General features: G+C 36.9%; 20 protein-coding genes and 2 tRNA genes. 12 read left to right on the top strand and 10 right to left on the bottom strand.

The genetic code is table 11. From position 1 onward, the window contains the following. Positions 1 to 230 precede the first annotated feature (230 nt). From HMPREF0669_RS02525 to HMPREF0669_RS02515, 3 genes are read right to left on the bottom strand one after another with little or no spacing between them, the layout of a single operon-like run. Positions 231 to 1,334 (bottom strand): glycosyltransferase family 1 protein, encoded by a 1,104-nt coding sequence (locus HMPREF0669_RS02525; protein ID WP_009228626.1) that lies wholly within the window; start codon positions 1,332 to 1,334, stop codon positions 231 to 233. Further along, the gene (locus tag HMPREF0669_RS02520) at positions 1,331 to 2,287 is read right to left on the bottom strand and encodes a glycosyltransferase family 2 protein (RefSeq protein WP_044045492.1); all 957 of its coding nucleotides are present in this window, start codon (positions 2,285 to 2,287) and stop codon (positions 1,331 to 1,333) included. The genes HMPREF0669_RS02525 and HMPREF0669_RS02520 overlap by 4 nt, the downstream gene beginning before the upstream one ends. Then, positions 2,266 to 3,156 carry a glycosyltransferase gene (locus HMPREF0669_RS02515; protein ID WP_009228624.1) on the bottom strand — a complete coding sequence of 297 codons (891 nt, stop codon included), beginning with the start codon at positions 3,154 to 3,156 and terminating at the stop codon, positions 2,266 to 2,268. Before HMPREF0669_RS02515 ends, HMPREF0669_RS02520 begins: the two co-directional genes overlap by 22 nt. A 397-nt stretch (positions 3,157 to 3,553) precedes the next feature. Here HMPREF0669_RS02515 and HMPREF0669_RS02510 point away from each other — a divergent pair, with 397 nt between their 5' ends. The 6 genes from HMPREF0669_RS02510 to HMPREF0669_RS02485 all read left to right on the top strand — a co-directional run bounded on the left by HMPREF0669_RS02510 (position 3,554) and on the right by HMPREF0669_RS02485 (position 9,677). After that, a complete protein-coding gene (locus HMPREF0669_RS02510) occupies positions 3,554 to 5,362 on the top strand; it encodes a long-chain fatty acid--CoA ligase (protein ID WP_009228623.1) in 1,809 nt (602 codons plus the stop codon). Positions 5,363 to 5,427: 65 nt separating this feature from the next. Then, entirely contained in the window at positions 5,428 to 6,549 is a 1,122-nt protein-coding gene (gene prfB, locus HMPREF0669_RS02505) for a peptide chain release factor 2 (protein WP_009228622.1), read from the top strand. Between the two features lie 240 nt (positions 6,550 to 6,789). Further along, entirely contained in the window at positions 6,790 to 7,305 is a 516-nt protein-coding gene (locus HMPREF0669_RS02500) for a CYTH domain-containing protein (protein ID WP_009228620.1), read from the top strand. Between the two features lie 62 nt (positions 7,306 to 7,367). After that, on the top strand, positions 7,368 to 8,264 hold the full coding sequence (locus HMPREF0669_RS02495) for a helix-hairpin-helix domain-containing protein (protein ID WP_009228619.1): 897 nt from the start codon (positions 7,368 to 7,370) through the stop codon (positions 8,262 to 8,264). A gap of 311 nt (positions 8,265 to 8,575) precedes the next feature. Continuing rightward, a complete protein-coding gene (locus HMPREF0669_RS02490) occupies positions 8,576 to 8,896 on the top strand; it encodes a metal-sulfur cluster assembly factor (RefSeq protein ID WP_020967961.1) in 321 nt (106 codons plus the stop codon). Positions 8,897 to 8,912: 16 nt separating this feature from the next. Next, the gene (locus tag HMPREF0669_RS02485; RefSeq protein ID WP_009228616.1) at positions 8,913 to 9,677 is read left to right on the top strand and encodes a UDP-2,3-diacylglucosamine diphosphatase; all 765 of its coding nucleotides are present in this window, start codon (positions 8,913 to 8,915) and stop codon (positions 9,675 to 9,677) included. Positions 9,678 to 9,772: 95 nt separating this feature from the next. Here the strand turns inward: HMPREF0669_RS02485 and HMPREF0669_RS02480 are convergent, their stop codons facing one another. Together HMPREF0669_RS02480 and rpmH are read right to left on the bottom strand one after the other, a co-directional pair. Beyond that, a complete protein-coding gene (locus HMPREF0669_RS02480; protein ID WP_009228615.1) occupies positions 9,773 to 10,849 on the bottom strand; it encodes a serine protease in 1,077 nt (358 codons plus the stop codon). A 246-nt stretch (positions 10,850 to 11,095) separates the two neighbouring features. Further along, positions 11,096 to 11,251, bottom strand: coding sequence for a 50S ribosomal protein L34 (gene rpmH, locus HMPREF0669_RS02475; protein WP_009228614.1), 156 nt, complete (start codon positions 11,249 to 11,251; stop codon positions 11,096 to 11,098). A gap of 365 nt (positions 11,252 to 11,616) precedes the next feature. On the opposite strand from rpmH, the gene efp reads away from it, so the two are divergent. The 3 genes from efp (at position 11,617) to radC (ending at position 14,015) form a co-directional block, all read left to right on the top strand. Then, a complete protein-coding gene (gene efp / locus HMPREF0669_RS02470) occupies positions 11,617 to 12,183 on the top strand; it encodes an elongation factor P (RefSeq protein WP_009228613.1) in 567 nt (188 codons plus the stop codon). An 88-nt stretch (positions 12,184 to 12,271) separates the two neighbouring features. Continuing rightward, positions 12,272 to 13,276 (top strand): glycosyltransferase family 2 protein, encoded by a 1,005-nt coding sequence (locus HMPREF0669_RS02465; protein ID WP_009228612.1) that lies wholly within the window; start codon positions 12,272 to 12,274, stop codon positions 13,274 to 13,276. Between the two features lie 49 nt (positions 13,277 to 13,325). Beyond that, on the top strand, positions 13,326 to 14,015 hold the full coding sequence (gene radC, locus HMPREF0669_RS02460) for a DNA repair protein RadC (protein ID WP_009228611.1): 690 nt from the start codon (positions 13,326 to 13,328) through the stop codon (positions 14,013 to 14,015). Positions 14,016 to 14,429: 414 nt separating this feature from the next. Here the strand turns inward: radC and HMPREF0669_RS02455 are convergent. Next, positions 14,430 to 14,502 (bottom strand) — tRNA-Phe (locus HMPREF0669_RS02455). Positions 14,503 to 14,653: 151 nt separating this feature from the next. On the opposite strand from HMPREF0669_RS02455, the gene HMPREF0669_RS02450 reads away from it, so the two are divergent. Continuing rightward, positions 14,654 to 14,726, top strand: a tRNA-Pro gene (locus HMPREF0669_RS02450). Between the two features lie 37 nt (positions 14,727 to 14,763). Here the strand turns inward: HMPREF0669_RS02450 and HMPREF0669_RS02445 are convergent. The 3 genes from HMPREF0669_RS02445 to gltX all read right to left on the bottom strand — a co-directional run bounded on the left by HMPREF0669_RS02445 (position 14,764) and on the right by gltX (position 18,570). Then, complete coding sequence (locus tag HMPREF0669_RS02445) at positions 14,764 to 15,528, bottom strand: hypothetical protein (RefSeq protein WP_009228609.1); 765 nt, start codon at positions 15,526 to 15,528, stop codon at positions 14,764 to 14,766. 129 nt (positions 15,529 to 15,657) lie between these two features. Beyond that, positions 15,658 to 16,875: a 3-deoxy-D-manno-octulosonic acid transferase gene (locus tag HMPREF0669_RS02440; RefSeq protein WP_009228608.1), complete on the bottom strand. Its 1,218-nt coding sequence runs from the start codon at positions 16,873 to 16,875 to the stop codon at positions 15,658 to 15,660. Positions 16,876 to 17,052: 177 nt separating this feature from the next. Beyond that, complete coding sequence (gene gltX, locus HMPREF0669_RS02435; protein ID WP_009228607.1) at positions 17,053 to 18,570, bottom strand: glutamate--tRNA ligase; 1,518 nt, start codon at positions 18,568 to 18,570, stop codon at positions 17,053 to 17,055. 114 nt (positions 18,571 to 18,684) lie between these two features. On the opposite strand from gltX, the gene HMPREF0669_RS02430 reads away from it, so the two are divergent. After that, positions 18,685 to 20,733, top strand: coding sequence for an HD family phosphohydrolase (locus HMPREF0669_RS02430; protein ID WP_009228606.1), 2,049 nt, complete (start codon positions 18,685 to 18,687; stop codon positions 20,731 to 20,733). Between the two features lie 329 nt (positions 20,734 to 21,062). Beyond that, a complete protein-coding gene (locus HMPREF0669_RS02425) occupies positions 21,063 to 21,284 on the top strand; it encodes a DUF2795 domain-containing protein (protein ID WP_009228605.1) in 222 nt (73 codons plus the stop codon). A 455-nt stretch (positions 21,285 to 21,739) separates the two neighbouring features. Here the strand turns inward: HMPREF0669_RS02425 and dgt are convergent, their stop codons facing one another. Then, a complete protein-coding gene (gene dgt, locus HMPREF0669_RS02420) occupies positions 21,740 to 23,077 on the bottom strand; it encodes a dGTP triphosphohydrolase (RefSeq protein WP_009228604.1) in 1,338 nt (445 codons plus the stop codon). Positions 23,078 to 23,191: the final 114 nt, after the last annotated feature.

The following is a 23,191-nucleotide window of genomic DNA, read 5'->3' as shown; positions in this document are numbered from 1 at the left end:
AATCATTATTTTCTTAATTATTTAATAAACTATCTTTATTTCAATTATGTACCTTTTGCTATTTCAAAACATAATAAGTAAATACCGCACAACTATAAATTAGATATTTTAAACGGCACTATGGTAAACATCTATCACAACAGATATTGTATTAAGCATACATAGAAACAAGTAATAGCACAACTATTGTATACAAATAAAGAAAGAATTTCAGAAAGAGAGTTTACTTTTTAGGCTCTTAGAAGTCGCCAATAAAGGTCTTCGTATTGCTTCGCAACTTTATTTTCATCGTGATGTTTCTCAACATAATGAATACTATCTTCTTTTAATTTCTGAATTTTGTCGGGTGCAAGAACAAGCTCTTCGAGTGCAGTTTCAACACTTTCATAGTTTGGTTCAACATTTATAATAGGTTTTAAAGTGTTTTCATTCAAGATATTATAATTCTCAGGCTCGCCTCCACCTACACATATTATCCCCTTACTCATAGCTAAAAGTCCATTCATTGCAGGAGTATAACTATATAATTGGTCAAGAATAATATCACTCCCGTTCATAATTTGCTGATATTCATTAAAGGGAACACCTTTCACCTCGTGCAAAATAACCTTAGAAGGATATTTATTTGCTATTGCTTTTGCGGCTTTTAACATTATGTCTGTACCCTTATATTCGTGTCGATTTTTACTTATTCCAATAAATATCCTTAAAGGATAATGAAAAGCCCCTATCTCTTCGGGTTGTGTTTCAATAGGAATAGGAAAGGGGATAAATATATTTTTTTGAGGAAAATAAAGTTGATAGGTAGCCCAATACTCGTATAATCCACTAACAATTGCGTCGCATGTATGGGCAATATGCTTGTTTAGTGTTTCTTTAGGGGTGTTAAGCCAGTCTGCTTGTTCTGCTATTGCATCTTTATTAGTACGTACCTTGTCGTGAATATTAAAGTCGCTATATCTTAAATGTTTATGATTCGTGCAGGAATCAACCCAATAATGATCCATTCCCATGGCACAAAGAACAATGCGTTTGTTATGCTTTTTAAGATAATTATAAATAGGAAAGATGCGTTGAGCCTTTAACTCTAGGAACATAGGATTGATGATTTGAACAATATCGAAGTTGCGTAAACGAGGCAAAAGCATTATTACCTTTAACCAATAAAGTAGTCCTCCCCATTTAGTATATCGCCTACTGAGGTCAATATCACGTGGATAGTTCTTCCAGAAATCACCATTTGAAATTAAAAGAACTTCGTGTCCACGTTGTTTTAATACCTTAGAAAGAGTTGTATGCACATTGCTATATTCGCCCAATAATAATATTCTCATCTTATTTTTACAATTAATTTGAATAATATTTTGTGTCCCAAAGTTGATAACGTGAGTGCTCTAAATAGATAATATTTAGTAGTGTAATATCTATTTTTAAGAGGAAATAAATGGTATTTTCTTAACTCATTTATTCTATGCACCAATTCATTATAATCATTTAGATATTTAATCGTATTGTAAATATAGTCCATTGTTAGCTGAGCCGTTCTTCTTTCAAGAGCCAAACGCTCTTTATTCGAAAGAGTTGGTATCAGTTTATTAAAATGCAGAAGAATATTCTTTGTATCTTCTAATCGTTTCTTAAGAATGGTTATACCTATATCATTGGAGCACGATTCTTGTCGGGTTTCATAGAAATAAGCATTTGCATCAATGGCAATAAAATTCTTTGCACGTAGTAACAATAAAGGCATAAACTCCTCATCCTCATTCAATCTACCACAAGAGAAACGTAAACCGTCTAAAATATTACGTTTTAAAATTGACGTGTCGACAGATAATTGTAGATTATTATGAAGCATATAATCAGCTCCAGTTGTGCTTTTACTTCTTTTATAGCTTCCTTCATGGTCTTTATTTTTCGTATACTTAAACAATAATAGCTGTGGTTTTTCTTGTTTAAGTATATCTATACAATAGTTATAAGGCTTGGTTAAGAGGTAATCATCACCATCGATAAATTGAATATATTCTCCTTTTGCATGATCTATGCCTGTATTTCGGGCTCCACTAGCTCCTTTATTGTCTTGATAAATGTAACGAATAAGACTCTGATATTGTTTTAATTCGGGTAGAATCTTTATTTTACTACCATCATCAACCAGTACGATCTCAAATTCATTCTGATTTAATGAGATTGAGAAAACACTATCAATGCACCTTAATAAATAATGAGCAGACAAATTGTAGGTCGTTATTATAAAACTAATTAGCGGTTTCGTTGTCTCCATTTATATAACTGGTTCATTATTCGGCATGTTGTTTTAACGCCTAAGCAACTAACTAAAACGAGCTTAAAGTTTGTCCAATATCGTTTATAAGGGAGCAAAATAGGAGTTTTAAGTCGGTTAAAGACGTCGATTTGAATATTCAAAAGACTTAAATAATAATCTGCATTTTGATATTGTTCGAACACTTTTAAATGAGCATTTAGCAGGTCTTGCAATGCCATTCCATCTGCAGTGGCAGTGATTCCATGTGGGTTATAATCGTAATGGTAATATCCACAAGATGTAGTAGCAATGGTTTGGCATTTTTGAATGATGCGAGGTAGAAGCCAAACATCTTCGAATTTCTTTCCTATAGGATAGCGTAAATCCTTAAATAGCTCTCTCTTATAAATCTTATTCCACGCAAACGCATGTATATAAGCATGGGTCTTAATCCAATAACTTCGATGATTTCGATAAATAGAATCCTTAAAGTTGAAAAGTATTTCAGTATTATTTTGTGCTTTTTTTACTAGAGAATATTCTAAAAGATCAATGTTGTGATTAACATTAAGTTGCTCTAAAAGGTGGCAATAAAGGTCTTTAGAAATGTAATCATCAGAGTCTATAAAAGTGACATATTGTCCTTTTGAGATATCTAAGCCTGCATTTCTTGCTGCTGAAAGTCCTTGATTTTTTTGATGAATAACCTGGATTTGTTGTGGATAACTATTCTTGTAAGACTCACAAATATTAGCAGAATTATCTGTTGAGCCATCATTTATCAGAATAATTTCAAAATTATTCAACGACGACTGCAATACACTATTTATACATCTTCCTAGTGTTTGTTCTGTATTATACACTGGAATAATAATGCTAAGTTTCATTATTGCAAAAATAAAGTTTTTTTTCTATATACCGAAATACGCATTATAAAAACATTTTTATAAGAAGAAAGGATATTATTCAAGATGACATAAATAATTGAATACAATAAAAATATAAGATATCCTTTTGCAGAAATAGAACCTATATTCCTGCATTTTTCTGCTTATATCATCTATTTCAAATCAGAAAAATTATTCATAATCTCGTTTATTATAACAATTGATTAAGAATAGTCTTATCCTCATTTATCTTAAAAGAATCCTGTTCTGAAACTCAAAAACACCATTATTATAAATAAAATATGATTACTTTAAGGTAACAAAAACAATAAATACTGCATTTTAATCAATATTTTTACATTATCTTTGTACATTATAAATCAACAATCTACATAATATGCAAAACCAACGCCACCTTTCTATACTCATACACACATTGGCTTCGCAATATAAAGAAAAGCCTGCTCTAACGTATAAAGATTTTGGTTGCAACTCGTGGAACAGTGTTTCATGGAATGAGTTCTCACTACATGTAAAAGAAGTAAGTAATGCTCTACTTGAATTAGGCATACAACCTCACGATAAGATTGCTGTATTTTCGCAAAATTGTCTTTCTTATTTATACACAGACTTTGGTGCTTATGGAATTAAAGCCATAACTATTCCATTCTATGCAACAAGTAGTGAGCAACAAATTCAATTCATTATTAATGATGCAGAGATACGATTGGTGTTTGTTGGAGAACAAGATCAATACGACAAAGCACGCAGGGTACTGTCTCATTGCCCTTCTCTGACACAGATTATTGTATTTGATGATAGTGTAACTCTTAGCAAAGAAGATAACACCACCTTATATTTTAAAGACTTTATTCAACGTGGAAAAGAGCTACAACATCAAGCTAAAGTAGACGATTTATATAAAACCGCAAGCTTTGACGACTTATGTAACATCCTATATACAAGTGGAACCACTGGTGACAGCAAAGGTGTTATGCTTACATACGAACAATATGAAGCTGCACTTGAAGCCAATACAAAATGCGTTCCCGTTACAAATAAAGACCGAGTGATGAGCTTTTTGCCATATACACATATCTTTGAACGTGCATGGGCATATCTTTCGCTAAGCAGAGGCGCACAAATCATTATCAATACCAACCCTAAAGACATCCTTATCTCATTGAAAGAGACTCACCCAACCTGCATGTCTTCAGTGCCAAGATTCTGGGAAAAGGTTTATAGTGGAGTGAAAGAGAAGATTGAAAGTGCAAGTAGTCTTCAACAAAAAATATTTAATCATGCTCTTTCAATAGGCAAAAAGCACAATATCGACTATCTAAGTAAGGGCAAAACACCTCCTCTTGCATTACGCTTAGAATACAATCTACTCAATAAAACAATACTTAGCAAGGTTAGAAAGCAATTGGGTTTCACTGAACCAAACATCTTTCCAACCGCAGGATCACGCATATCACCCGAGATAGAAACTTTTGTACATGCTATCGGCATTGACATGCTGGCAGGATATGGACTTACTGAGAGCTTAGCAACAGTATCGTGCGACCATAAAGGAAAAGCTTTTACAATTGGATCTGTGGGTATTCCAATTGAAGGTCTTGAGATTAAGCTTGGCGAAAATAATGAAATTCTCCTTAAAGGTCCAACCATTACAAAGGGATATTATAAGAGAGATGCTATCAATAAAACGGCTTTCGACAGCGATGGGTTCTTCCATACGGGCGATTCTGGATATATAAAAGATGGCGAACTCTTCTTAACTGAGAGAATAAAAGATCTCTTTAAGACTTCAAATGGAAAGTACATCGCTCCTCAACAAATTGAAACTTTATTATTAGTAGATAGATATATCGACGAAGTAACAATCATTGCCGACGAAAGGAAGTTTGTTTCTGCGCTCGTCGTTCCTAACTATCAATTGTTAGAAGAATATGCCTTGTCGCATAATATCTCATTCAATTCAAAAGAAGAGCTTTGCAGTAACTCAAAAATAAATAAGCTAGTAATGGACAGAATATGCACCATTCAACAGCAATTGGCAAGTTATGAGCAGATAAAACGCATCACTCTCCTACCTAGAAACTTTAGTATTGAAGCTGGAGAGCTAACCAATACCCTCAAATTAAAACGTAGAGTGATCTACGAAAACTATAAAGATGTCATCGAAAAGATGTACGTCGAATAATCAATAAACCCTCAAAAGGAAACAAGTCGTTGTTTTTCAATAAACAACTAAAACACTTTCAGTGAATGATTACGGCAGAACAACTCAAAGATATACAAGAAAGAGCAGACGCACTCCACGCCTATTTAAATATAGAAGAGAAGAAAGTTGAATTCGAAGAAGAGCAACTTAGAACACAAGCACCCGATTTTTGGGATGATGTTGAGCGTGCACAAGAGCAAATGAAGAAGGTAAAAGGCATCGAAAAGTGGCTCGTTGGCTACAAAGAAGTGCGCCTTTTGGCTGATGAATTGCAACTATCTTTCGACTTTTTTCACGACGAAATGGTTTCTGAAAGCGAAGTAGATGAAACCTACAAAAAGGCTCTTCAAGCTGTAGAAGCATTGGAGTTGATGAACATGTTACGCCAAAAAGAAGACCCAATGGATTGTGTTCTAAAAATCAACTCAGGTGCTGGAGGTACTGAAAGCCAAGACTGGGCATCGATGTTGATGCGACTTTATATGCGATGGGCAGAGTCTCACGGGCATAAAGTCACCATAAGTAATCTTCAAGAAGGCGACGAAGCGGGCATAAAGAGCGTTACTATGGAGATTGAAGGAGGCGAATTTGCTTACGGTTACTTGAAAAGTGAGAACGGAGTGCATCGACTTGTACGTGTATCTCCATTCAATGCGCAAGGAAAAAGAATGACTTCGTTTGCCAGTGTTTTCGTTTCACCCCTCGTAGACGATACTATTGAGGTGTATGTAGACCCTTCTAAGGTTAGTTGGGATCTCTTTCGAAGTGGAGGAGCTGGTGGACAGAACGTCAATAAGGTTGAAACAGGAGTACGATTGCGCTACCAATATACCGATCCCGACACTGGAGTTGAAGAGGAAATATTGATTGAAAACACCGAAAGTAGAAAACAATTAGAAAACAGAAATAACGCTATGCGCTTGCTAAAGTCGCAACTTTACGACCGAGCAATGAAGAAACGACTCGAAGCTCAAGCAAAAATAGAAGCAGGAAAGAAAAAGATTGAGTGGGGAAGTCAAATCCGTTCTTATGTATTTGATGACAGAAGAGTGAAAGATCATCGCACTAATTACCAAACAACTGATGTAGATGGCGTGATGAATGGTAAGATAGACGAATTCATTAAGGCTTACTTAATGGAGTTTCCAGTGAATGATGAGCAATAAATTAGTTTGCCTTCGCACCATCTTTTCAAAACCCTTTTCAACCTAAAGAAATCGAATAAAATAACAATCAATAAACCATTAACAATTAAAATCTATACAACTATGAGCGAGAAAAGTAAGATTAACCGTAAAAGACGCAGAGAACACGAAGAAAAAGAGGCAAAGAACGTTATCAAGTACATTTTCATTGCCCTTATAATTCTTGGTTTATTAACTATGGCTTCATTCTTTTTTGTATAAATGAGTGGCTTAGAAATAGAAAGAAAGTTTATTGTGAGCAAGGCAAAAGCATTTAAAAGCCTTGCCTTTGCTCATCAAACCATTAAGCAAGGCTATATTCCTTGCCAAGATGCAACCGTTAGAATAAGAACAAAAGGCGAAAAATCGTTCCTCACCATCAAGTCTCGTTCTGTCGATGGAGGACTTTCTCACTATGAATTTGAGAAAGAAATCACCCACGAAGAGGCTGAAAATCTGTTCAAATTGTGCAAAGGTGGAATGATAGATAAAGAGCGATTCTTTATTAAAAGCGGTGAGCATACCTTTGAAGTAGACGAGTTTTATGGCGATAACGAAGGCTTAATTATGGCAGAAGTAGAGCTTTCGAGCATCGACGAGCCTTTCATTAAGCCCGATTTCATCGAAAAAGAGGTTACAGGCGACAAGCGTTTCTACAACTCTTTCTTGCTACATCTCCCCTTTAAGCTATGGAAAGATAAGTGGGAAGAGGAGCAATTGCAAAACAAAGAGCCATAACTTCGTCATCAAATAGACCTTTAATCGCCACTTAGAACTGTTTATTACTAACCCAAACTACAATGAAACTGAAATATTTCTTTTATCTTCAGCGATCGGATAGGCGTGCCCTTTCGCTTTTATTCATCGGCATTTGCGTTGTTGCTGTTATTTTTCTTGTGGGCAAAAAGCACCTACTCTCACATCCTAACACCAACATTAGCAACACCAACACAAAGCAAATCACAGATAAAAGTAGCCCCAATACCACCCCAAATACTTATTATAACGAGCAAGAAGGTATTGCCATTCACTTGCAAAAGTTCGACCCTAACACTGCCGACAGCACTCTACTACTTTCTTTAGGATTGCAACCTTGGCAAGTGAAAAACATCTATCGTTATCGAGCTAAGGGCGGAATATATCGCCAAGCCAGTGATTTTGCCAAGCTCTACGGACTCACCTTAAAGCAATATCGTATGCTAGAGCCTTATATCTCCATATCTTCCGACTATCAAGAAGCCTCTAACTTTATTCATTCCGACAAGTCCAAACAAAATGATTCCACTCATTTTACCTATAAGCTACGTGCCAACGAACAGATTTTACTGAACTCTGCAGACACCAACGAGCTGAAAAAAGTACCAGGAATTGGTTCTTTCTTCGCCCGAGAGATTGTTCGTTACCGCTCACGTTTAGGCGGTTTCTATTCTGAAAAGCAACTCAACGAAATCGAGAACTTTCCCTCTGAGGCAGTCCCCTACCTCAAAATCAACCCCAACGACATTCAACCTTTACATATCAACCAACTCTCTTTAAATCAATTAAAACGTCACCCCTACTTTAATTTTTATAAAGCTCGAGCCATAATCGATTATAGAAGGATTAAAGGAGCAGTTAAAAACATTAACGAACTGCAACAACTAAAAGAATTTTCTCAACAAGATATTGAGCGATTAAAGCCCTATATTGTATTTTAGCAAAACTCTCTTTATCCCTTTACCCATAGGCATTTCAGCCTCATCTCACCTATCTTCAAAACACATCACTTTTCCTTCTCCCTCTAAAAGCAATGAGTTTACAAGATAAAAGCATTACAATTACCCTGCAAAAGCATTCTTATTAGTCATCAAAAGCTATATTTTTAGTTGACACCCCCTCATCACTTGCTCATCAAAAAGAAAAAGTTACTTTGCACTTATCAAAGAAAAAGCAATGATTATGGCAAAACTTATGCGCATTTGCAGTATTTTATTTATCTTTGTAAAATACATAATTAAAAATAATGAATATGACACAAGAAGAAAAACTCAAGATAGAAGCAAGTATAGTAGACGTTCTTAGAACTGTTTACGACCCAGAGATACCCGTTAACATCTACGATCTTGGCTTGATTTATAGTATCGATGTAAACGAAGAAGGAGGTGTTGAGATAGATATGACCTTTACAGCTCCTGCATGTCCTGCGGCAGATTTCATTCTAGCCGACGTACAAACAAAAGTAGAAAGCCTAACTGGTGTCACCTCAACAAAGGTAAACCTTGTGTTTGAACCTGCATGGGATCAAAGCATGATGAGCGAAGAAGCACGTGTTGAGTTAGGCTTTGAATAACCAATGAATCAATAGTATGAAGAACATTTATTTCCTTTCTGATGCCCATCTTGGCTCGCTTGCAATAGAACACGGCCGCACTCAAGAACGAAGAATTGTGCGTTTCCTCGATTCTATCAAGCATAAAGCACAAGCAATATACCTCCTTGGAGATATATTCGACTTCTGGAACGAATACAAGCTATGCGTTCCTAAAGGCTATACTCGCTTCTTTGGCAAGATATCTGAATTGACAGACATGGGTGTTGAGGTGCATTTCTTTGTAGGAAATCACGACCTATGGAGTTATGGATACTTTGAAAAGGAATGCGGAATGATTATTCATAAAGAACCAGAAACAGTTGAATTATACGATAAAGTATTCTTTTTAGCTCACGGAGATGGTCTTGGCGATCCCGATAAGAAGTTTAAACTACTTCGGAAGCTATTCCATAATAAAACTTGTCAACGTCTTTTGAATGCCATTCACCCACGTTGGGGACTCGCTTTGGGCTTAAATTGGGCAAAAAAGAGTCGTTTGAAGCACATGGGAGGACAAGAACCACGCTACATGGGCGAAGATAAAGAACACTTAGTGCTATTCACAAAGGACTATTTAAAGACACATGCCAACGTCGATTACTTTATTTATGGACACCGACACATTGAACTTGACTTGGTATTATCACGCAAAGCACGAATAATTATACTTGGAGATTGGATTACACAGTTTACCTATGCAGTGTTCGATGGCGAGCACTTGCTCCTCGAACAATATATCGAAGGCGAGAGTATTCCATAAGATGACGACATAACGGCAATGTTATAAAAAGCAATAAGGCTCTTTTCACGATCGAAAAGAGCCTTATTTTGTATTCTATATTCTTTACTATTGGCTTACTTTGGTAGGCTTTGTAGCAAGCTATAAAGGAATTTTACACGGATACCATAGTTGAAACTTTGAGTCGTACTGAGTCCTGCAAAGTTCACAGCAACCAACTCTCCTTGTTCATTTACAACGGGAGAACCGCTCGAACCTGGTAAACTTGGAATTGAATAGAGTAGTTGCTCATCAGTTTTTTGCGAGATATTACCTAAGTTTATCTGTGATTTTATACCCTCAGTGGTAAGCGCAAGCTGTGGACCAAGATTGAAACTAATCATGTAAACACTTGAGTTTTTATCTTCTCCTGCCTTCTTTTTCATATTTTCCTTAAAGGTATAAGAGTTCAATGGGTCTACCGCTGGCACATTGAAGATATAGTTTTCGCTTGGAGTTACCTTGCTATCAAGCTGAATAATCGCTAAGTCGTGTTCCTTATCAGTCTTTAACACGGTGCAAGGAATAATGTCAGATTCTTTCTTTACCCATGAGTTATTATACGAAATACCTATCTCTCGGTGGTAAATAAGCTTACTCTTATGAATGTTTATCCTTTCTAATTCACGATATCTTGCTTCTATTTTGGCTCTGTATTCACGAATTTCAGCAAGCATAGAGTCTTCTTTTGAGTAGTCTTCACCTGCATTAAACTTCTCTTGTTTAGTATCTTCGAGTCCTTCTATTTCCTCATTATAGCTATAATATTCTCCATAACAAGCCTCTTTATAATTATTAAACATCTCCTTTAACGATTTTTTCGCCTCGTCTTCATCGATCTTTGACGCCACAACATGATGATTGGTGGCAATCAATCCTTTATCAGATATAAAGAAACCAGTGCCATAATTCTCATTTTTCTCTATCTCACTGCGTTCCGAAGTCCACCCTTCAAAGGTCTCTTCTTCCTTATTAAAGTCAGTAAAATAAAAAGATTCACCATTATTTAGGCGCACTTCAAAGTAGCTTTGGTTACGTATCAGCACTACACCCGAAGCGCATTTTTCGTTTATTTCATCTGTGGTTAAATTGCCACAACTCGCCAATAACACTACAACAAGCATGGTTACGAGCGACAATATCTTCTTTCTCATTTTCTTAAAAGAGGTCTAATCAATATATTTTAATCTACAGAAATCCTATAAAAAGAGTAGTTTTGAATTATAGTTCACCTTATTATATATAGCACCTCTATACAAAATGGCTTTTCAAAGCGTTGCTTTTTCCCTCTAATTAGATTGTATAAATGGTTCAGTTCACTATAAACAACAAAAGACAGTAAAAAGACTTATCTATCTTTTTACTGTCTTTCACCATCATTCTCGATGATAAATAATTGATTATTTACCATGATGTTCGTCAGAAACAGTAAGTTTCTTACGGCCACGAGCACGACGTGCAGCCAATACACGACGTCCATTTTTAGTAGACATTCTTTCTCTAAAGCCGTGTTTATTAACTCTTCGTCTGTTATGAGGCTGAAATGTTCTTTTCATTTTAGTTATTTATTTATTGTTATTATTATTCGAACTCGGGTTGCAAAATTACTTATTTCTTTTTAAATAACAAAGAATTATTTGATTTTTAGTATATTCTCTCATTCTTTTTTACATTTTCTTTGTAACTTTGTAGCATTACTCGCAACATTGGTAGCAATGCTATTGTTTCTAAGTTCATACTTACTAATAATCAACAACATACGAAATGATTTTTAAAAGCATGCAAATTAGAATGTAAAAGCAATGTTTTTAAGGTGCAAAAGCATTACAATTACAACGCAAAAGCAGTGCTATTGAAAAGCAATAACAAAAGAGTATATTTACTAGAATAAAAAGTTAATATCAAAAATAGATAAACAAAAATGATCAACTCACAAGAAATTAAGATCGGAACTTGCATCCGTATGGACAATGGTATATGGCTTTGCATCGACTTCCAACATGTAAAACCAGGTAAAGGTAATACAATTATGCGTACAAAGCTAAAGAATGTAACCACAGGACGTGTACTTGAACGTACTTTCCAAATTGGTTTCAAACTTGAAGATGTACGCATTGAACGTCGTCCTTACCAATATTTATATCAAGATGGCGAAGACTTTATCTTCATGAACCAAGAAACTTTCGAGCAATCTCCAATCGCTCGTGAGGCTATTTCTGGTGTTGCTTTCATGAAAGAAAACGATGTTGTTGAAGTTGTTACAGACACAACAGACGGCACTGTGTTGTTTGCTGAGATGCCAGTGAAGACAAACTTACGCATTAGTCACAGCGAACCAGGTATCAAAGGCGACACTGCAACTAACGCAACTAAGCCTGCAACACTTGAAACAGGTGTAGAAATCCGTGTTCCTTTGTTTATCAATGAAGGCGATTTGATTCAAGTTGACACACGAGATGGTTCTTACATTCAACGTGTAAAAGAATAATTTACATATCGAAACGGCAACCCTTTAGAACCAAGTGATAAAGGGTTGCCGTTTTGTTTCATTACTTTTCTAAAACACTAAACCGTCTATGCCGTTATTTTCATTCATCATTCCTGTGTTCAACCGACCCAATGAGGTAGAAGAACTCTTGCAAAGCTTAACCCAACAAACTGTAGATAGCAGTATGTTCGAGGTGATTGTGGTGGAAGATGGTTCGCAAATTACATGTAAAGAGGTGTGCGAACGCTTTTCTGAACAATTGAACTTACATTATTATTACAAAGAAAATAGCGGTCCAGGACAATCAAGAAACTACGGAGCAGATAGGTCTTGCGGTGAATATTACATCGTATTAGATAGCGATGTGGTACTTCCCGAAACTTATATACAACATATTCTCGACGAAATTAACCGAGAATCATGCGACGCTTTTGGTGGTCCAGACAGGGCACATCACGACTTTTCACCCATACAAAAAGCCATTTCTTACTCTATGACCTCGTTTTTTACCACAGGAGGAATAAGAGGCGGTAAGAAAAAACTCGACAAATTCTATCCCCGTTCGTATAACATGGGCATCAAAAGCGATGTTTATAAGACTTTGAACGGATTCTCAAAGATGCGCTTTGGCGAAGATATCGACTTTTCAATACGTATCTTCGACAATGGATATAGATGTCGATTGTTTCCCGAAGCATGGGTTTATCACAAACGAAGAACCGATTTTCGCAAGTTCTTTAAGCAGGTTTACAACAGCGGAATAGCACGAATTAACTTATACAAGAAATACCCTTCGTCGTTAAAGCTGGTGCATCTTTTGCCCGCAGTGTTCACCATTGGGGTGTTCTTGCTATGCCTTTCTGCCCTTCTTTTGCGCAGTTTCATTCCACTTTCACTCCTTTTGCTTTACAGTATCCTCATATTTATCGACTCAGCAACGCACTATAAGAGCATGAAAATTGGCTTTTTATCAGTAGGTGCAGCCTTTACGCAGTTGATGGGCTATGGACTTGGCTTTATCAAAGCATGGTGGAAGCGATGTTTTCGAGGCTTAGACGAGTTTCAAGCCTTTGAAAAGAACTTTTATAAATAGGGTTTTCCTACCCCACCTAACCAACAAACCAACTACTACTTACTAACTAATGGAGAAAAAACTCAGTATTACTTACTGGCCCGAAGACGACAGACCACGAGAGAAACTATTGAAACAAGGTGCTCAATATTTGTCGAATGCCGAACTATTGGCTATTCTTATAGGCACAGGATATGCCGAAACAGATGCCGTGATGGTGATGAAACAGGTGCTGACACAATGCAATAACAACCTTAATGCATTGGGAAAGATGACGGCAAGAGAACTAATGGCTTTTAAAGGTATTGGAGAAGCCAAGGCAGTAACCATTCTTGCGGCATGTGAATTGGGTAAACGACGTGCCAAATCGGATGTTATAGAGCAAGAAACGCTTAGTAGTGCCGAGGCTATATATCGCTATGCACATTGCATTATTGGCGAACAGAGCGTTGAACACGGCTTGGTTTTATACCTTAATCAAGGCTACAAGCTCATCAAAGCTGTCCAATTGTCGAAAGGAGGCATAACAGAAACGGCTGTCGACGTGCGTCTTGTGGTGAAAGAAGCTCTTTTGTGCAATGCCACCGTAGTGGTATTCTGCCACAATCACCCCAGTAATAATATTCAACCAAGCAGAGCCGACGACCAACTAACCAGACAATTGAAAGAAGGATGCGACTTTCTTCGCCTCTTTTTCCTCGATCATATCATCGTTGGAGATGGCAAATTCTTTTCTTATAGAGAAGAAGGCAGACTATAATTCTATCGCTTTTTCTTTCTTATCTTTTTCTTTTCTTGCTCTTTTTCATTGCAAGAGCAACCACTCTTTATGCAAATAAAGAGAGAAACAGACCATAGGTACATAGGATTTGCGTACCAAGAAAGACCAAAGACCTAATAAAAATAAAGAAAGATGAGCACGAAAAAAGCGAGAAGGAATAGGCATTTACACCCCACTCTCTATCTTCTTGATTTTCAAATACTTTTCAATTGAAAAATAAAAACACTACTTTTGCACTCTAATATCAATGCTTTTAGCAGGTAAAAGCAGTCCTTTTGCGCCCTAAAAGCAATGCTTTTGGAACGCCATGACAATACTATCACGAACAAGTTAAAGGCTATATACGCAAAAAAGGTTTACTACTTCAAAAGTAATAAACCTCTTCTTGAACTGTGGTACCACCAGGAATCGAACCGGGGACACAAGGATTTTCAGTCCTTTGCTCTACCAACTGAGCTATGGTACCATTGTTTCTTAATTGCGTTTGCAAAGGTAATGTTTTTTTATTTATCTTCCAAACTTTTTGTAAACAATTTATTTAACGTGTTAAAAAAAAGTGTATCTTTGTGGTATATATAGAGCTTTGTTTCTCTATTCTCTATCTTTTTTACCCTAATCGGGATGTAGCGCAGTTGGTAGCGCACTACGTTCGGGACGTAGGAGTCGGGCGTTCGAGTCGCCTCATCCCGACTATTTTACTAAGAACACCATGTTCTTGGTTTTCTTTTTAGTCTCGATCCTCCTCTTTTTGCTTTGTTCGTGGCACCAAATAGGCAATAAAGAATTTCAAAGGTAAATGTTCATTGGCAAAGGTGCGTAACGCATTCTCGCCCCAAGTCCAATAATACCCTAGCCCTTCACCACAGCTTTTCAATTCGATATAATGGTTTGGAAAGCCGCAACTTACTTGTTTTTTGTTGTGATGCACTAAGCCAATGACAAAGAATTTACTAAAATTAATGGTTTGAAGGGTGCGCATTGGGGGCAAGAAAAGCATCTTTACGGATATGCCTAAAAGCTGTTTTATGAATTTAGAAGGATACCACTGCCACATAAATGAACGACAACCTGATCCGTGTTTCAAGGCATTATACGATAAAAAAAGATTCTGATGATGGGTTAATGCGCCTTGCATAATGGCAGAGACGCTATTGATTGTCATGCGTTGGAGTCGCTTGTCGATCTCTTTAAGCATGGATTTCGGAATAGAAAGATGTAGTTTATTTCGGGTGAATGTGCCGTTTTTATAGAGCGACAACGCCATTTCTACATATATAACAACGTGCTCTTCTACTAAATACTTGCACAAAACGGCAGCTCCACACGTTCCATTTTCGCCTTGAAAGATGGTATTTGGGTGCTCTATGTCGTGATTTAAATCTCGTAAAAACTGCGACTTGGGAATGTTTCGAAATAGATATTCGGTCGAAACATCTTGTTCGAAAGATTGTAATAGCTCTCGAGCGGTATTAAAATCTGCAATCGAATTCATAGCTAAAACAATTCTTTTGAGTGAAACTTATTGATTAATGAATTGAAGTAAAGCAACTTACATCTATCAATTTGAATGTAATCACTTTTCCAAATATCAACAATCGTTTAAGGGATGGTAGCTCTCTGTTTACAATTTGATGTGACTTAACACTCGAGTAGTGGCTCCTGTAAAGTCTTTTACAAATTGCCCTGCATTGTTTCCGCTTTGCTCTAAGAAGGCAGGAGATTGCGAAAAACGTTGCATTAACGCCTCAAAATTAGCGTAAGAGCTTATTTCAAAGCCTCCAGAAGCGGCAATTAGGTTGCGAGCTTCCATGAAATTGCGATTGTTTGGACCGAAAATTACGGGGATGTTCCACACTGCTGCCTCGAGAACATTGTGTATTCCTACTCCAAATCCGCCTCCAACATAAGCAATATTTCCATATCGATAGATGCTCGAAAGCAAGCCATAACAATCGATTATCATGCAATCTGCTGTCTCAACATCGGCTTTTGACGCTTCACTATACAACACTACACGACCTGAAACCTGTGCTTTTATGCTATCAATATGTTCTTTATTCACCACGTGAGGAGCAATAATGAGCTTCCAATTGGGGTGTTCGTTGAAGTATTTTATAAAGATTTGCTCGTCGGGAGCCCAACTTGAGCCTGCAACAAAGGTGGGTTTATTAGCAATAAAGGCTTGAACAAGGGGCAAGTCTTTGGCTTGCTCCTTTATATCTAACACTCTATCGAAACGTGTATCGCCCACAACATCTACATTATGAATGCCTATTGTAGATAGCAATTCTTTGCTTTTCTCGTTCTGAACGAAGAAATGTGTGAAACACTTCAATACCTTTCGATAGTTGTAAGCATACCAACGGAAAAATATTTGATTGGGTCTAAAGATACTACTAACGCTATATACGGGGATATTTCTTTTCTTTAAGATGTGTAAGTAGTTATACCAAAACTCGTATTTAATGAAGAACACCATACTAGGACGTATGGCATTTAAAAATCTTTGTGCATTAAATACGGTATCTAAAGGCAAATAACACACTATATCAGCATGTTCATAGTCTTTACGAACTTCGTATCCTGAAGGCGAAAAGAAGGTAAGTAGAATCTTATAACTTGGATAATGCTTGCGAATATACTCAATAAGAGGACGTCCTTGTTCAAATTCTCCAAGCGAAGCTGCGTGAAACCAAATGTATTTCGCATTAGGATCTACTTTCTCCCTCAGCGTTTTCACGGCTTCACGTTCGCCTTTCCACATCTTCTTTACTTTGCGATTAAAGAGTGAGAGAATAGCGACTCCTATTAAATATAGGTATATTGCGATGTGATACAAAACGTTCTTATTTTTTAATTCAACGAAATATATTTGTTAATTGAAATACTTTTGCAGGGTAATAGGGCATCTTTTATGATATAATAAGGCTTCTTTTACTACTCAAAAGCATTGCAAAACAAAGATAAAGTGCTATAGAGAGATTGGCTCTCATAGCACTTTTATGATCTAATTCTTTTACTTTAATATTTCAACAGCTCGGCGAATACGACGCAAGGTCTCTTCTTTTCCAAGGAAAGCAGAGATGTCAAACATTCCAGGTCCTTTGCCAATACCAACCAATACCAATCGGAATGCATTCATAACATCGCCTAACTTGTAGCCTTTTTCTTCGACCCAAGCCATCACAACGTGCTCTTGATGCTCGATACTAAAGTCGTCTAACGACTCAAGAACGCCTGCAAGCTCGGTCATTACTTGTGCAGAATTCTCTTTCCAACGCTTTTTTACAGTCTTTTCATCGTACTCTAATGGTGGAAGGAAGAAGAAAGAGCACAATGGCCACAATTCATGTACAAAGTTAACTCGGTCTTTCATCATCGACACAACAAGCGTAATGCGCTCTAATGTCTCGTCAACTCCATTATTTGCAACAACACATGCGAAGAGTTTTGCTATCTCCTCGTTGCTCTTGTGCAATATATATTCGTGGTTAAACCATATTCCTTTTTGATAATCGAAGCGTGCTCCAGACTTGCTACACTTTGTAATATCGAACGCATTAACAAGCTCTTCTAATGTAAATAGTTCTTGCTCGGTTCCTGGATTCCATCCTAATAGAGCCAAAAAGTTGATTACTGCTTCGGGGAAATAGCCACATTCTCTAAATCCAGACGATACTTCTCCAGTCTTAGGATCCTTCCATTCTAATGGAAAAACAGGGAAACCGAGTCTATCTCCGTCACGTTTACTAAGCTTACCTTTACCTTCTGGTTTGAGAAGTAGAGGTAGATGAGCAAATTGAGGCATTGTGTCTTGCCAGCCAAAAGCTTCGTATAACAACACATGTAAAGGCGCACTTGGTAGCCATTCTTCACCTCTTATGACGTGAGAGATAAGCATTAGGTGGTCGTCTACAATATTTGCCAAGTGATAAGTGGGCAATTCATCGGCACTTTTGTAAAGTACTTTGTCGTCAATGATATCGCTCTTGATAACCACTTCTCCACGAATAAGATCGTGAACGTGTACATCTATGCCTGGTTCTACTTTGAAACGAACAACATATTGTTCACCATCTGCAATGCGTTTTTCGCACTCTTCTTTACTCATTGTTAAAGAGTTGCGCATCAATTGACGTGTACTTGCATCGTATTGAAAGTTAGTTATCTCGTTACGTTTAGCTTCTAACTCTTCAGGAGTATCGAAAGCGATGTACGCTTTATCGTTATTTAAAAGCTCATCTACATATTTTTTATAGATATGTCGACGTTCACTTTGACGATAAGGACCATATTCTCCGCCCAAACCAACGCCTTCATCAAATGTAAGACCTAACCAACGGAATGATTCTATGATGTATTCTTCGGCTCCAGGAACAAATCTATTTGAGTCAGTATCTTCGATTCTAAACACAAAGTCGCCTCCATGCTGACGTGCAAAGAGGTAATTATAAAGGGCAGTTCTTACACCTCCGATATGTAAAGCACCTGTAGGACTGGGTGCAAAACGTACTCTTACTTTTCTATCTGTCATAGTCTTACTATTATATAAGATATTAAATTTCATGCAAAATTACATCTTTTTCTTTATTTTAGCGTATTTTTTTTGTATTTTCGCATTGTAAATTTAGTAAAGTTTTTTCGATACATGGAAATCAATCCAATAAAAAATAATTCTTTAAAGGGTTTCTTATCCACAGCAGCTCTTATTCTTTTAAGTGTCGTTCTCATTGTTTGGTTCTTACCAAGAAGTAAAGAACAGCGATTTAGATACGACATTGGACGTCCTTGGGTATATGGTTCTTTCATTGCAAAGTTCGACTTTCCTGTGTATAAAACAGACGAGTCGATAAAGAAAGAGCAAGATTCTCTTTTGCAATTGTTTATGCCTTATTATAATTATTCGCCTTCGATAGAAGCCACCAACATTGCTCGCTTCAATGAGAAGTTTAAAGATGGAATTCCAAATCTACCCAACGAATATAAGAATATCATTGCGAACAGACTTCATAGGCTATACCAAGCGGGCATTATTTATACAAAAGAGTATAACGAAATGGCAAAAGATTCGTCTGCAGCAATACGTATTGTGGCAGGAAAAGAGGCACAAAGTGTGGCTTTAAACTGTGTTTATTCAACGATGTCTGCATACGAACAGCTTTTAAACGACGACCGATTAGTTACTCAAAAAGCCATACTTCAAAGAGCAGACCTCAACGATTTCCTTGAACCCAACCTTATTTATGACCGCAAAAGAACTGAAACTGAGAGAACAGACTTGCTCAGTGGCATTGCTGTTGCAAGCGGAATTGTTGTCAGCGGTCAGAAAATTATTGATAAAGGGGAAATTGTCGACGACTATACTTATAGAGTTCTTAATTCATTTGAACGGGAAATGCATCGTAGAAGTTCTTCTTCTGGAGAAATTACACGCACCTTTATTGGTCAATTGCTATTTGTTTTAATTTTAGTTGGACTCTTTACAAGCTATTTAGCATTATTCAGAAAAGACTATTTCTTCAAAACAAGAAACATTGCCATGCTTTATACGATGATAACGCTATTCCCCATACTGGTTTCTATCATTGTTACAAGAAGCTTTTTCAGCGTTTATATCATTCCTTTCGCAATGGTACCTATCTTCACTCGTGTATTTATGGATACCCGAACAGCCTTCTTAACTCACACCATTATAACGCTTTTATGTGCTGCAGCCCTTAAATATCAGTTTGAATTCATCATGGTTCAGTTGGTTTCGGGAATGGTTGGTCTTTATTCTTTACGTGAACTTTCACAACGAGTACAGATTCTTAAGGCAGCTCTTTTTGTAGTTTTATCATCTGCCACCATCTATTTTGCATTACAGTTTATGCAAAACGATAGTAATGTTGCACTCGACCATGAGATGTATTATCATTTTATTGCCAATGGTTTATTGCTATTATTAACCTATCCTTTAATGTATCTCATCGAAAAAACATTTGGTTTTATATCCGATGTCACTCTGTTTGAGTTGTCGGATACCAATAAGAGCTTAATAAGAGAGATGAGTGAGGTTGCTCCAGGAACCTTTCAGCATTCTATTACCGTTGCGAATCTTGCAGCAGCAATAGCCAATAAAATTGGAGCAAACAGCCTATTGCTTCGTACAGGGGCTCTTTATCACGATATTGGAAAGATGGTTTCACCAGCATTCTTCACAGAAAATCAAGTAGGAAACAATCCGCACACCAATCTCCCATATAAAGAAAGTGCCCGAATTATCATCAGTCACGTAACCGAAGGCTTGAGAATGGCAGAGAAACACAATCTTCCTCAATTCATAAAAGACTTCATCTTAACTCATCATGGAGAAGGACTTACCAAATATTTTTATATTAAATATAAGAATGAACACCCTGATGAAGAAGTCGACAAAGCACCTTTCCAATATCCAGGTCCTAATCCTTTCACTCGAGAACAAGCAGTATTGATGATGACCGATACAGTAGAAGCTGCCTCAAGATCACTTACTGAGTACACTGAAGAAAGTATTTCGAACTTAGTTAACACACTTATTGACGAACAACTCAATAGCGGATATTTCACCAACTGCCCTATTACGTTTAAAGATATCACCATTTCGAAACAGGTATTAATAGATCGTTTGAAATCGATCTATCACACTCGAGTATCTTATCCAAAGGCAAACAACTAGTAAGAACAATGGTGTCTCATCTCTCTTCAACTGCATTCACATCGCTTCCACGACATGCTTATAAGACGGATATTTAGTATTTAAGAACAGAATAAACAAATTATAGGTATCAAGGGCAAAAAAATAAGAGAACTTTTGCATATTAACCAAAAATTATTATTTTTGTAGTCATCAAGAAGAAAAATTGAATTGCACCACAACAACAAAACTGCTATTGTGCAAAACTAAAACTATAAAGAGTCAATCTGATTGAGATTTTTAAAAACTCAATACAAAACGAATTCCTTATATAAATACTGATTTAAACAAAAAACAAAAATATCACAACTATGTATTGGACACTTGAACTTGCATCTAAATTGGAAGATGCACCTTGGCCTGCAACAAAAGAAGAGCTATTAGATTATGCTTCACGTTCGGGAGCACCTCTTGAAGTTATTGAAAACCTTGAAGAAATAGAAGACGAAGGCGATGTTTACGAAAGTATTGAAGATATTTGGCCTGACTATCCTTCTAAAGAAGACTTTCTATTTAACGAAGACGAGTATTAAGTTTCATACTTATTCAAAAACTGATGAACCATTCTTTGTTGGCATTTAGTTATCAACTAGATTGTAAAACAACAAAGATTTCACCCAAAGAAACAACGAAAGAGTTTAGAAACACACCATTTTAGAGGTGAGTTGCTAAGCTCTTTTTGTTTTATTACGCCTTTCTTCGAGAACATTCTCTTGCTACTCGCCCACCCTTTGCTATCCCTTTATTCTTCAGACACTTTGCAAGCGTCTGGCAATTGCATTGAGTTTATATCTTAAAAGCATTGAGATTATACGATAAAAGCATTGTTTTCACCATGCAAAAGCAATGCTTTCTGTTTGCAATAGAATTACCCTCACTTCTTCATCTCACCGAGAAGGGGTATATATTATCAAGAAAATTAAATCTTATATCATCCTCCTTTCCATTCTAATAGAAAGGAGAAGTAGACCTAACAGGCACGAATATACTAAGCAAGTGGTAACGAAATACCGCTAATTCGCTGATAAATATTAAGCGCATACAAGTCTGTCATACCACTAATATAATCTAACACAGCCATAATTCGCACATTCAAGTCGTCGTTAGTGATGTCATATTGCTCGCTAAACTGCTTCAAAATCTGCTGAGAATAGAACTTTTTAGGTTCGAGAGCAGCATTAACGAAAGAGTGCAACAATGTTTGAATGATTTTATAACCACTCAATTCTACATTTAAAACAGGCGTACTATTGTATATTTGCTTAATAGACAAGTCTACACAATGCTGATATGCCTCATAAAGATGCTTGTCGATGTGCTTCATCAACGCCCCTTCGAAAGTGCCATTCAATATCTTTTCTTCGTTATCCACAAACACTTTCACACACGCACGTATCAATGCTCCAATCACATTAGCACGATAATAAGCTACAATTTCATTCTTATCCGTAAGCTCTTCCTCTTCTATGCGCTGCAGTATTTGTGCTTTTCGCTCTGGAGCAAAGAACGAAAGCAAAAGATTTTGGGTTTCGTCGAACGACAAGATCTTGAGTTTATGACTGTCTTCGATGTCCATCACCTCATAACAAATATCGTCGGCTGCCTCAACAAGATATACAAGTGGGTGACGAGCATAGCGCAACTCGGAACCATTCTCGTGCAAACAAGGAATGGTTAGTTCGTTAGCTACACGCTGAAACACGTCTTTTTCTTCGGTAAAGAAGCCAAACTTACCTTTCTTTTGAGATGCGTTCGACGACGAAGGATATTTCACTATAGAAGCAAGAGTAGTATAAGTCATAGCAAATCCGCCTTCTCGTCGCCCCTTAAATCTATGGGTAAGCAAGCGAAAGGTGTTGGCATTGCCTTCGAAATGGGTGATATCGCTCCACACTTCGGGCTTTAATAGCGATTGAAGTTGCGCCCCTTCGCCCTCTAAAAAGTAAGATTGTATGGCACTTTCTCCACTATGTCCAAAGGGAGGATTACCCAAATCGTGCGCCAAGCAGGCTGCACTAACAATAGTTCCAATCTCTTCAAACAAAGTATTTTGTAATGAAGGGTGTTTCAAACACAACTCTTTTGCCACGTCATTACCCAGCGACATACCCACAGAAGCCACCTCTAAGCTATGCGTTAAGCGGTTATGCACAAACACACTACCTGGCAATGGGAATACTTGTGTTTTGTTTTGAAGACGTCGAAAGGGTGCCGAAAAGATCAAACGATCGTAGTCTCGCTTGAATTCTGACCTATCATCCATTCGCAAATGGTGCTTATTTTCTTCCCCTAAACGTTTGTTTGTTATGATATCTAACCACTTCATTATATCTATTGTTATACTTTTATCTTTTATTTAAAATGCGTTTTATTTGCAAATATACCACTTTTTCGATATAAGTAGCCATAAATGAGGTTCTTTGAGCCTTTGAAACGAAAA

The sequence above is a fragment of the Prevotella sp. oral taxon 299 str. F0039 genome (assembly GCF_000163055.2).
GTDB lineage: Bacteria > Bacteroidota > Bacteroidia > Bacteroidales > Bacteroidaceae > Prevotella.
Note: the sequence above shows the minus strand (reverse complement) of the source record. Positions and strands in the feature narration are given on the sequence as shown.